Origin of the sequence: Bacteroides fragilis, from assembly GCF_019583405.1 — a bacterium.
Classification (GTDB): domain Bacteria; phylum Bacteroidota; class Bacteroidia; order Bacteroidales; family Bacteroidaceae; genus Bacteroides; species Bacteroides fragilis_B.
Genome location: NZ_SZUU01000003.1, coordinates 404,181 through 417,002, shown reverse-complemented (window position 1 = coordinate 417,002; position 12,822 = coordinate 404,181). Strand labels below are relative to the sequence as shown.

Here is a 12,822-nt window from a genome sequence, read left to right as displayed (position 1 = left end):
TTACAAATCAAACTTAACATTAAATCCGACATATCTCATAGAAGGTGAATTCAGGTCATCCGAATCCACATCCGGGTCAGCATACTTAAATTCTTTCATCCAGATCAATAAGTTCTGTCCGATCAAACCGAGTGTAACGCCTTTCATGTGAATCTTTTCACAAACTGACTTAGGCATTGTGTACAACAATGAAAGTTCACGCAACTTCAGGAATGTACAGTCATGCACGTTCTGGTAAACCTTACCACCTGACCATGGATTGTAATTCTTGATATAACTTTCATAGGATACCTGAGTGTCATTCGGTGCAAACACACGTGTATCGCTCACAATCTTTCCGGTTGTGTCGTATTCAACTTTACCCGACACTACTTTCACACCCTGACCTACATAATTCTTTTTGCCGTTCACTACTTCGTCATAACGCCATTTGTTATCACTGTCGGGGTGTACACCGGTATTCCACATAGTCTGTTCCGTACGAGAGTAAGCCATACCGCCTACACGTCCGTCCAACGAAATTCCCAATGTCCAGTCTTTATAACGCAAGGTAGTACTGAGTCCCCAGATCCAGTCCGGATATTCATTACCCATCACTGACTGATATTTACTTTGTACCGGATATCCGTTTTCATGGATAATGTTTCCCTGAGGGTCACGTTCCCAATCGTAGATACCATACCAGTCCCAACGCTTGCCGGCAGCTACCCAAGGTTTCTGTGTAGAATATACAGGATCGACTTTCGCATAGAAATAGCGGTCACGGGCCCAGTTGGCATTCACTTCCCAATTCCAGTCTTTCGTCTGAATCAGAGAAGCGGTCAAAGAAACCTCCACTCCTCTACGAACCTGCTCTTCATCATAGTTCACCAATGTTTTAGTAAAACCGGACGAACCGCTGATAGTGGCTTCACGTGTCAGATTGTATTTCAGTTTATTGTAGTAAGAGATATCAAAACGCAAACGGTTGTCCCATACATTGAAGGCAGTACCGATTTCATAAGAACGTGCAGCGGTCGGTTCAAGGGTCGTACTGCGGATCATTTCCGGATATACGGCAGTATTCATTCCGTCCCATACGTTGGTGCTAACACTGTAAGCCTGATTCGTATCATAAATACCTAAGTCGCTCTTCGTTACAGTCCAGGCACCTCTCAGTTTCCAGAAGTTCAGCCATTCGGGCATCTTCAGCAACTGTGACATAATGATACTTCCCGATACAGCCGGATAAAAGTAAGAACGAGTCTCCGAAGGCAAAGTAGACGACCAGTCATTACGTGCCGTTACATCCACAAACACAGTGCTCTTCCAGGAAGCTGAGAATTTTCCATAAATAGAATTTACCTGTTTCTGCTTGTATGAACTTGAAGAGGCAATTGGATCAACCGATGCTTTCAATGAATAATATCCCGGAATACTCAATCCGTTACGGGTATTCGATGAAATAGCGTCATCATAATAATAGTAAATCGTACCTCCGACAAAACCGTCGATAGCAAAATCACCGAAGCTGTGATTGGCAGACAACAAAGCGTCACCATTGAAACTGAATCCGGTAGATTTGGATGTATAGAAGTATCCGTTCTTGTCCCATCCGCCGCGGGCGCTCATTGCGTTTTTCTTTTCCGTACGGCTGGCATAAGCATCGGCACCGGCTCTCATCGAAAAGTTCAACCAAGGCATGATGTCATATTTACCGGACAAGTAAGTATTTACTTTATCGTAGTCATTGGATGAAGTCATTTCATGAGCCAGATAATAAGGATTATCATACCACACATCGTTCATCCAGTTCTGTTCTTCGTCTTTCTTTCTCCAATAGTTTTTATAGTCGCGTACATCATAATCGGTACCCGTCCATACCAACAGGTTATAGATGTATCCACCGCCACCATAGCCGGCTCCTTCTCCATTCGGATAGAAACGCTTGTTATAAATGGCACCACCTTCGAAACTCAGTTTGCCGAACTTCATATCCCCACCTACCGAGTAAGTAATCTTATTCAATCTCTGATTGGGATACTGTCCTTTATTATAAACATGTGACAGAGAAGAACGGAAGCTTCCATATTTACCGGTCTGGCTGATGCTGATGTTATTATTGGTAATGAAACCTGTCTCCAGGAAATTCTTAAAGTTGTCTTTACCTTTCGATACCAATGGCATCTCTTTCCATTCATAAGTATACGGGTCATACTGTACAGCTGTACGGCCGATGTCCAGTTTATCACCCCAAACGAAGTCGGCAGCGGTATATTTACCTCCCTGACCGGTACTGTATCCGTGTTGTACTTCCGGCAATACCAGATAACCGGCATTGAACATCGTACTGCTGTTTACCGAAATATTGAGTCCCTCCTGACTACCTTTCTTCGTAGTTACCATGATAGCTCCCGAACCTCCGCGGGCACCATACAGGGCCGATGCGGTAGCACCCTTCAACACGTCAACAGATTCAATATCGTCTGCTGCAATGTCATTCAGAGAGATATTGCTATACGGCACACCGTCTACTACCAACAATGGAGTTTCACCACGCAGTTTGAGAGTCGGGGCCGTATTGAACTCTGTACTGTTGGTTACATTCAAACCGGCAACTTTACCAGTCAGTGAAGTAGCAATATTAACGGGCTTCACAGTAGACAGCTTACTTCCGCCCACTTTCTGCACGGCATATCCCAATGCCTTTTCTTCCCGCTTGATACCCAAAGCAGTTACAACCACTTCGTCTATCATTTCAGCATCTTCCGCCATCTTAATTTTCAACATGGTTTTTCCGTTCACCGCCACTTCCTGCTGCTGATATCCGATAAAAGAGACGATCAGTACACCATTGGTAGGCACTTCCAATTTAAAGTTACCTTCCACATCCGTAATCGTTCCGGTTCCCTGAGCACCTTTCAATTTGATGTTAGCACCGATTATAGGCTCGCCTGCGGTATCTACGATAGTTCCCGAAACCAGAACCGTATTCTTTTTTTGTTGGGGAGATACCGCCAAAGACTGTGCGTCAGCCTCTTTGCGTACATGAAGAGAAATATAATTATCTGCAAAATTATAAGAAATATTATTTTTAGAGAGTACCTCTCTCAGTAAATCGGCCACTCTATGTGTTCCCTTCTTTACAGTTACCTGACGAGAAGCATTGATTTCTGCATCACTATAGATAAACAGATAATCGGTTTGTTTTTCAATCTCCGCCATAAACTCCTTTAACGGAAGTTGATTTCGAGACATGTTTACCCTTGCATTTTGTGAGCTTACGCTGGCATGTGCCTGAAGAATAAGCAAAAATAACAGCAAGACTGTGCATTTCATAATTCGCAAGATTTGAATAATTTCACGTTGTTTAATTGCATAAGATAACAGCAATAAGTTTTTTTTCATACTTTTGCAATGTAATAAGGTTAATACTTTGTTGTTTTTTTATTTGGCTCTGCCAAATGTGTTGACTTTATCGGGAGGGAAAGGTGTACCAGACCATTTCCTCCTTTTTTTTCACTTCAAACTGTTTTTTTATATCATAGGCATCTGCTTTTAGTTAAGTGTATCATTATATTTATCAATAAATAATTATTTCTTCTTCACTAACTATTTTATACTTGAAAGGCATAGCGCCTTGCAAGGCTTTTAATATACTCTCCAAAGAATCGCTTTGCCTGAATTTTCCGGAGATCCGCTGCGTCGCATTAACTGACCGTTCTATTTTAATATTCACATCATTCCATAAAGCGACACTATTCAGCACTCTCCCGAATGGCTCGGACAGAAAACTGACTACTCCGTTCTTCAGATATTCTTCATTATCAAAGTCAGACTCCCGCTTCATCAATCGGTCTCCCCACAACACCGCTTTTTCTTTAGGCTGTAGAAACACTTCGTTCCTTATATCCGCCGGATCATAGATATGTACGCAACCTTCCACAAGATCGGTCTCAAACTCTGTACTATTCTTATAAGCCGATATATTGAATTTAGTTCCAAGCACTCGGACCCGGTAACCTTTAGCCGAAACAACAAATGGCTTCTCGGGATTCTTTGCCACATCAAAATAGGTAGCACCGTCCAACTCTATTTTACGGTCCGATTCATTGAAAGAGGCCGCAAAACGAAGACGGCTACAGGGGCTCAGCCAAGCAATGGTTCCATCAGGCAATTCTATTTTTACACGCTGTCCCTTGGGAGCCGTAACTATGGTATAACTTTTTCCGAATTCCTCAGATAAATAGAACTTCGCAGCATAGAAAGTTCCTACCACTAATACCACGAAAACAGCAGCATATTTCAAAGAAACCGTTATCGCCCGCTTTAATCTTTTACGGAAAAGAAGTTGCATAAAATGCTGTTTCCCTTTACGGCTGGTCTCCGGATCATCTTGCCGGGAGAGTATTTGGGTTAACGCCACTACATTTTGCATCCGAAGAAATTCTTTCTTCAGAGCCTCATCACTTTCTATCCGGTCGAAGAGATCTTTCTTCTCTTCACGGGTCATCTCTCCTGCAAAATATTTATCTATCAGTTCACTCATTTTGGGGATATTCTATTAATAAGGCGTAATAGCTTTTAAAATCCACTAAAAGAAAAGAGACTTTTTTAAAAAAAACTTTTCCCCTATCATGGTAAACCCCTATCAATCAATATAAAAAAATTAAATACTTATATCTTTCCGTTTCTGAAATAATAAGAAAAAAACAAAGAACAAATGAGCTCGGGAATCCTCCCGGCTCCGGTTGTTCATACTTTGATTGAAATAAAATCCATCCATAACCTGACTTACAACGAAATTAAAATCGAATATAATCTCCATATACCGATGAAAGTACTTTAGAATCTACCTATAGAATTAACGTGAGTTATTCTACATAACCGACTCCGTGTCAGCAGGAGTTCAGAACGAACGGCATAGAAAACCCCAAAAGAGCAAGCCGATTCCATAGCGAACCTAACGCATTATCAACAAACACTTTACATCTTTCTAAAGTATCTTTATCTCAGCCCGGGTATGCGGGACGAGATAAGAACCCAACCATTTTCACTAAAGATACTAAAAAAAACAAACTGCTTTAAATGGTATAAACGGATAGGATAACAGATACATCTATCTGCATATCAATCACATACCATGAATCGAACTTGCCAAATCGAGGGTGGAAGATGGAAGATCGAAATGCATTTTTCGTATGAGAGAGACTGCAGGGCGCGTTTGAAAAGAAAACAGTTCCTGCACTGGATACTGAATAATCAGAATACTTGGTGATATTGAATTCCGCTAAAATTATTATTCATACCTTTGTAGATCGTATTACAAAGAACCCAATCATATATGCAAAAAAGACTTATACATTTATCCATTATCTTCTTTCTGCTATGTCCTGCCCTGGTAGTTGCGCAGAACAGTCCTCTTGAAACTCAACTCAAGAAAGCCATAGAAGGGAAAAAAGCCGAAATAGGAATAGCAGTCATTATCGACAGGCAAGATACGATAACGGTCAACAATGATATTCATTATCCCATGATGAGTGTTTTCAAATTTCATCAGGCATTGGCATTGGCCGATTACATGCATCATCAAAAGGAACCTTTGGAAACCCGGTTATTGATTAAAAAGTCGGATACCTGTTCTTCTGCCCGACGGACATGCCTATAGCATAGCCGTCTTCGTGAAATACACCTCCGTTTACAATATCGATACCCGATAACAAAACCGGCTACAGATACAACCGTCCACTATCACCATCGGTGACTTGAGAAATCCGGTATCTGTAGTCGGTTCGTAAAATCAGCTTTGCTTGTGCAACCTTTTGTTTCTACACATCCTCAAAACATTGATTCTATTTCTTCTTAGACTTCTTAATCTTTTGTGCAGGCACTCCTTCGAAAGTCATCTTTACAGGATTAATAAATCCATCCTTATCAAACGTCATTTTATCAATGCATGTCACACGATGATCGCGTGCATTATCATTCAGTGGACGACGATGATAGACAATGTAATAATCATCTGTTCCGGGAACATGCAGTAATGAATGATGACCGGCACTGGTAGCTACCGAAGGATCTTGTTGCAGAATCTTAGCTACCCGTTTAAAAGGTCCGAACGGAGAATCGGAAATAGCATAAGCTACAGAGTAATCGGGACCTCCCCAACCACCTTCACTCCACATGAAATAATATTTACCGTCTTTCTTGAACATAAACGGACCTTCAACATAATTCTCCGGAGTCACTTCTTTATAGACAGTACCATCTTCAAAAGGAACGAGTCCTGTAAAATCGTCGTTCAACTGTACAACATTGCAATGCCCCCAACCACCATAATACATATAATAATGTCCATTATCATTGTATACAAACTGATCGATCGGTTGTGCTCCATTCACTATTTCATTAATCAAGGGCTTACCCAATAAATCTTTATAAGGTCCTTCAGGACGATCGCTAACCGCTACGCCGATACCGCCAATCTCTCCTTCATGAACGTCATTCGCTCCAAAGAAGATATAATATTTCCCATTCTTTCTGATCACCGAAGGAGCCCACATCGCTTTCTTAGCCCATTTCACGGCAGTAGTGTCCAAAACCGAAGCATGTTTCGTCCAATTCACAAGATCTTTGGAAGAGAAACAATCGAAAAAAGTCTGATTTTCGTAAAGATCACTCCAAGTTGGAAAAATCCAATAAGTATCATCATAAATGATGCCTTCCGGATCAGCATACCATCCTTGAAATACAGGGTTCCCACTTGTGGCTTTATTAGAAGCCACTTTCTTTTGCTGAGCAAAGCAGCAAGCACCGACTGTCAACAGAGCGATGCAAATAACTAAGTGTTTCATTGTTGTGTTTTGAATATAAAAATAAATAATGATTTGACAAAAATAGGGAATATTTTTCAGATAATGAAAACAAAGAGGGGAAAGTAATCTTTCAAGTCTTCTTTTAATTTACGCAACGCTATGACAATCTGATTTTCAACCGTATTGGGGGAAACATTCAACTTTTCAGCTATCTCTTTATAACGGAGATTTTGCAAACGGCTCATAATAAATATTTCACGGCACCTCTCCGGTAAACGATTGATGGCATTATTCAGTATTTCTTCAATATCGGCATCTGAAAGACGATCATTATCAAATGCTTCCAATGAATACAGTTTCAATTGAAGTTCTCTGTTCTCTATTTCCGAAAGCGAACCTTTACAAACTTCACGGACCATCTCCTTACGAAAATAGTCTATACAACGATTTTTTGCTAACGTAAACAGATAGGCATTCAGATTCTGAAGAGTCTCAATGATATCTCTGTGTTCCCACAAATAAATAAAGATTTCTTGGACAATATTCTCCGATTCATCTTCCGAAATCAGATACGTCTTGGTAAAACGCAGCAACTTCGGAAAATAAATATCATAAATTTCAGAGAAACCGTCTTTTTTCATACTATTATCCTGTTGTAAGCTAAAGAAGCGATATTTATTACACAGGTTGCAAAGATATAAAAAGATTTAAAATTCATTATTACTAATTTATGAATATTACTCTTATCTTTGTGAAAAACTAACATAAATACAACATGAAACATTTAACAGTCTATTTTTTATTGGCATTGCAAGGAGTTCTGTTCAGCTTCTCGCTTTCGGCCGCAACTCCCCAAAATGCAATAGCCTATCATGATGAAAACGTGCGTTTTAGCGTCCTGACAGATGGGGTAATCCGTATGGAGTGGAGTCCTTCGGGTTCGTTTACCGACGATCCCTCTTTTGTAGCAATCCACCGCAATCTACCTGTTCCCAAGTATACAGTACAAAATAAAAATGCTACGGTAGTGATCAGTACCACCCGAATGAAACTAAAATATAAGAAAGGACAAGGTCCCTTTACGAAAGATAATTTAACGATCACATCAGCTAAAGGGATGTTCCCCTTTCAATGGACACCGGGAACAATACAAAAAGGAAATTTGAAAGGGACAGACCGTACATTGGATGGTTTTGAAGGAGACCACAATATATACAGCCACCAAGATATGAAGCTGGAAGACGGTCTTCTATCGACAGATGGATGGACCTTGATTGACGATTCAAAGAATTTCCTGTTCGATGATTCGGAATGGGCCTGGGTAAAAGCACGTGAACACAAAGACGGACAAGACTGGTATTTTATGGCTTACGGTCATGATTACAAAGCTGCCTTAAAAGATTTTACTGTATTTGCCGGTAAAGTACCTCTTCCACCCCGTTATGCATTCGGCTATTGGTGGTCAAGATATTGGAGCTACTCAGACAAAGAAATGCGTCAATTAGTAGATAATTTCCACACTTATAATATCCCCTTGGATGTATTGGTAGTAGACATGGACTGGCATTATACCGATCCGGGCTTCGGCGGATGGACAGGCTGGACTTGGAACCGCAGGCTATTTCCCGATCCCGCCAAATTTCTGGGTTATCTGAAAAGCAATGACCTGAAAATCACACTAAACCTGCATCCTGCCGATGGTGTAGCTCCATATGAAGAAAAATATCCGGAAATGGCACAATGGATGGGAGTAGATACAGCTAAACAGGAACGTATTCCCTGGGTGGTTTCGGACAAACACTTTATAAACGGTATGTTCAACAAGGTACTCCGCCCGATGGAAAAACAGGGAGTGGACTTCTGGTGGCTCGATTGGCAACAATGGATGTATGATAAAAAAGTAGACAGCCTCAGCAATACCTGGTGGATCAATTATGTTTTCTTCTCAGACATGGAACGCAACCGTGACACTCGCCCGATGCTCTACCACCGCTGGGGAGGACTGGGCAATCACCGTTATCAGATTGGCTTCTCAGGAGATGCCGTCATCTCTTGGAAATCACTCGAGTTCCAACCTTACTTTACCAACTGCGCTTCCAATGTGCTATACGGCTACTGGAGTCATGACATCGGAGGCCACATGTTCAAGGGAGGAGACAAAGAAATACTCGACCCGGAACTCTTTACCCGTTGGATGCAATATGGTGCCTTAACACCTGTAATGCGCACACACTCTACAAAGAATGCAGTTCTAAATAAAGAATTATGGAATTTCAAGGGAGATTATTTCGAAGCATTGCGTAACTCCATTCTGTTCCGTTATCAACTGGCTCCTTATATCTACACAATGGCGCGTGAAACTTATGATAACGGCATTTCTATCTGTCGTCCAATGTATTATGATTATCCGGAAGCCAAAGAGGCATACGATTTCAAGAGTGAATACATGTTTGGCGATCAAATTCTGGTAGCACCTATCACTACCCCCATGCAGAACGGACTTTCTACTGTAAAGGTATGGTTACCTGAAGGAAACGACTGGTTTGAATGGACCACCGGAACCCTATTGAAAGGCGGACAGATAATAGAACGTTCGTTTACCCTAACCGAATATCCGGTTTACGTAAAAGCCGGTTCCATATTGCCACTTTACAACCGTGTGAAGAATCTTAATAGTAATAACGAAGAGATTATCGTAAACATATTCCCCGGAGAAAATGGTTCATTTACCTTTTATGAAGATAATGGTAATGATAAATATTATGCCAATGAATATGCTCGTACCCGGATGTCCACTGAACGGAAAGAGAACCACTTAACTGTAACAATAGGCCCTCGCCAAGGCAACTATCGCAATATGCCAACTGACCGCCAATTTAAAATCAAGGTATTGGGTTCTGCCATTCCGGAGACAATCACCATTAATGGCAATAAGACTGAATATGAGTACATCGGCGATGAATTAGCCTTATGGATCACTATCCCTCAAACAGCATGTGATCAGGAAAAAACGATAGAAATCCAATACCCGGCTTCCATTCCGGAATTAAACGACGGTATCGTTTCGCAGTTCAAACGATTCAGCAAAGCAATCACTGCTTTAAAATACCGGGATGCCGGAATTGTATTGACGCCTGCTATGGGAGCAACCGAAGCTACCAGCATTGCATTAACCTACGCACCGGAATGTTTTAACGAACTGATAGAAACGTTTAAAAGAAACTACAGTCAAATGCCGGAAATGCTCAAAGAACAGAAGCTGAACGAAACCAATAGCCAATGGTTTATGGAGACAATCGGCTGGAAGAAATAATAATATCACCAATATCGTCGGCAGGATGTATTTCTGTCGACGATATACACAGTTTCCATGTTTCATCAGGCTTTACTTTACGCACTGTCTCTATAATTCACATCATAATGTATGTCTTAAAATCGATTCATCACAGAAGAACACAAAATTCGCAGTAAGTTCACCTATTTATTTCCACTTTCCCCCCTTGTGATAAATCATATTGGGGCTATTTCCTTCCCAAACTACTAATTTACCGGATGAATCCGGATAAAAGATCAAATTCTTTTCAAAAAAACATTTATAAAACCTATTATATTCAAGTTATATCGATATCTTTGATAGAAATAGATATTACCTATTTATGGATTGAAATTATCTATTTGACAGGTAAATGATTTAGCTCTACATTTGTCAGGTAATAACACGGAAGAAGGGCTGTAAAAGACTTCACATCATTGAAAGCTTTGTTTCCGCTAAAATCAAAATTATATGGAAAATAAAAAACTCACAGCAGCTAATGGTCGTCCCATCGCCGACAACCAAAACAGCCAGACAGCAGGACCTCGCGGGCCAATTATGTTACAAGACCCATGGTTGATTGAAAAACTTGCTCATTTCGACCGTGAAGTTATCCCTGAACGCCGTATGCATGCCAAAGGATCCGGAGCTTACGGTACATTCACCGTCACACATGATATCACCAAGTACACACGAGCAGCTATTTTCAGTCAAGTAGGCAAACAAACAGAATGTTTTGTACGTTTCTCCACTGTAGCAGGAGAACGCGGAGCTGCTGATGCAGAACGCGATATCCGGGGATTTGCCATGAAGTTTTATACAGAAGAAGGAAACTGGGATTTGGTAGGTAATAATACTCCTGTCTTCTTCTTACGCGACCCACTAAAATTTCCTGATTTAAATCATGCTGTAAAACGCGATCCACGCAACAACATGCGTAGCGCTAACAATAATTGGGATTTCTGGACCTTGTTGCCCGAGGCTCTCCATCAGGTAACTATCACCATGAGTCCACGCGGCATTCCGGCTTCTTATCGCCACATGCACGGATTCGGCAGCCATACTTACAGCTTCCTAAACGCAGAAAACAAACGAATTTGGGTTAAGTTTCATCTAAAGACTATGCAGGGCATTAAAAACCTGACTGATCAGGAAGCTGAAGCAATCATTGCCAAAGATCGTGAATCGCATCAACGTGACCTATACGAAAGCATCGAACGGGGTGATTTCCCAAAATGGAAGTTCCAAATCCAGTTGATGACTGAAGAAGAAGCAGATAACTATCGTATCAATCCGTTCGACCTTACCAAGGTTTGGCCACACAAAGATTTCCCATTGCAGGATGTAGGCATTCTTGAATTGAACCGTAATCCGGAAAACTATTTTGCAGAAGTAGAACAATCTGCTTTCAATCCGATGAACATTGTTGAAGGTATCGGCTTCTCACCCGACAAGATGTTGCAAGGACGATTATTTTCTTATGGTGATGCACAGCGCTACCGATTGGGTGTAAACTCAGAGCAGATACCGGTAAACAAACCACGTTGTCCGTTCCACGCTTTCCACCGTGACGGAGCAATGCGAGTGGACGGCAATTATGGTTCAGCCAAAGGCTATGAACCGAATAGTTATGGCGAATGGCAAGACTCGCCTGAGAAAAAAGAACCGCCTTTAAAGGTTCATGGAGATGTATTCAACTATAACGAACGTGAATATGATGACGATTACTACAGTCAGCCGGGTGATTTGTTCCGACTGATGCCTGCGGATGAACAACAATTATTGTTTGAAAATACCGCACGCGCCATGGGTGACGCAGAATTGTTCATCAAACAACGGCATGTACGCAACTGCTACAAAGCTGATCCGGCTTATGGCACAGGAGTAGCTCAAGCATCAGGTATTGATCTGGAAGAAGCCTTGAAAGGATAATCTAACTTCTTCGATATGCGCCTCAAATGTCATTCTGTTACATTTGAGGCGCATTTATATAAAGAAAGAGCACAATCTCACTATAATTTACCCTTATCACAATGCCTTCCACAATTTCTGAAAATCACTATATTTACCATAGCACACCAATACGTCATCCGGACGTATCTTGGCATCTTCCGGCAATTCGTTTACAATCTTGTGCTCCACCAAAGAAATACCCAGGCAATTCTTGATCGTATTGGAACGCTTCAATCCGATCAACTTCAAATTGAATTCTTCATCTAAATTCAACTCGTTAACAAAATAACCGACAAACTTCTCGGGAACATTGAACTTAACCACATAATATTCTGAATCTACCCGAAAGGTTTCCATCTTTGTACCAAAATCCAATAGCTGCACCAAACTCCGGGCCGCATCTTCCTCCGGAGTCAAAATCTTCTCCAACCCAAAAGCCTCAAGTACCGCTTTGTGAACCCCGTCAATGGCACGTGCATAAATATGCTTTACCTGCTTTTGCTTCAACATAGCCACCACACGAATTGAAGCTCCGAAATTTTCACCGATAGCGACAATCACCATATCAACACTGTTGAGAGGCAGGACGGAAAGAGACTGCTCGTCCGTCGCATCGATCACAAAGGCTGTGGCAATCTTATCTTTTATGCTATCTACCCGCCCTTCATCCAAATCAGCCCCTATCACCTCGTGCCCTAAGGTAGAAAGTTCTTCGGCCAACACATGACCGTAATTTCCAAGACCAATAATAATGTATTTCAT

The 12,822-nt window shown here is 41.3% G+C and carries 7 protein-coding genes and 1 pseudogene; 3 read left to right on the top strand and 5 right to left on the bottom strand.

What is annotated here, in order from left to right:
* Together FDF36_RS09045 and FDF36_RS09040 are read right to left on the bottom strand one after the other, a co-directional pair.
* Complete coding sequence (locus FDF36_RS09045) at nt 1–3,387, bottom strand: SusC/RagA family TonB-linked outer membrane protein (RefSeq protein WP_032562606.1); 3,387 nt, start codon at nt 3,385–3,387, stop codon at nt 1–3.
* Between the two features lie 175 nt (nt 3,388–3,562).
* Nucleotides 3,563–4,528: a FecR family protein gene (locus FDF36_RS09040; protein WP_220391111.1), complete on the bottom strand. Its 966-nt coding sequence runs from the start codon at nt 4,526–4,528 to the stop codon at nt 3,563–3,565.
* A gap of 795 nt (nt 4,529–5,323) precedes the next feature.
* Here FDF36_RS09040 and FDF36_RS09035 point away from each other — a divergent pair.
* Nucleotides 5,324–5,614 (top strand): annotated as a pseudogene (locus tag FDF36_RS09035) (hypothetical protein); the annotation flags it as partial.
* Between the two features lie 217 nt (nt 5,615–5,831).
* On the opposite strand, the gene FDF36_RS09030 reads toward FDF36_RS09035, so the two are convergent.
* Both FDF36_RS09030 and FDF36_RS09025 read right to left on the bottom strand, forming a co-directional pair.
* Complete coding sequence (locus FDF36_RS09030; protein ID WP_220391110.1) at nt 5,832–6,833, bottom strand: glycoside hydrolase family 43 protein; 1,002 nt, start codon at nt 6,831–6,833, stop codon at nt 5,832–5,834.
* Nucleotides 6,834–6,889: 56 nt separating this feature from the next.
* The gene (locus tag FDF36_RS09025; protein WP_220391109.1) at nt 6,890–7,435 is read right to left on the bottom strand and encodes an RNA polymerase sigma-70 factor; all 546 of its coding nucleotides are present in this window, start codon (nt 7,433–7,435) and stop codon (nt 6,890–6,892) included.
* A 134-nt stretch (nt 7,436–7,569) separates the two neighbouring features.
* On the opposite strand from FDF36_RS09025, the gene FDF36_RS09020 reads away from it, so the two are divergent.
* Both FDF36_RS09020 and FDF36_RS09015 read left to right on the top strand, forming a co-directional pair.
* On the top strand, nt 7,570–10,107 hold the full coding sequence (locus FDF36_RS09020; protein ID WP_220391108.1) for a glycoside hydrolase family 31 protein: 2,538 nt from the start codon (nt 7,570–7,572) through the stop codon (nt 10,105–10,107).
* 471 nt (nt 10,108–10,578) lie between these two features.
* The gene (locus FDF36_RS09015; RefSeq protein WP_220391107.1) at nt 10,579–12,039 is read left to right on the top strand and encodes a catalase; all 1,461 of its coding nucleotides are present in this window, start codon (nt 10,579–10,581) and stop codon (nt 12,037–12,039) included.
* A 96-nt stretch (nt 12,040–12,135) separates the two neighbouring features.
* On the opposite strand, the gene FDF36_RS09010 is transcribed toward FDF36_RS09015, so the two are convergent.
* A complete protein-coding gene (locus FDF36_RS09010) occupies nt 12,136–12,822 on the bottom strand; it encodes a potassium channel family protein (protein WP_220391106.1) in 687 nt (228 codons plus the stop codon).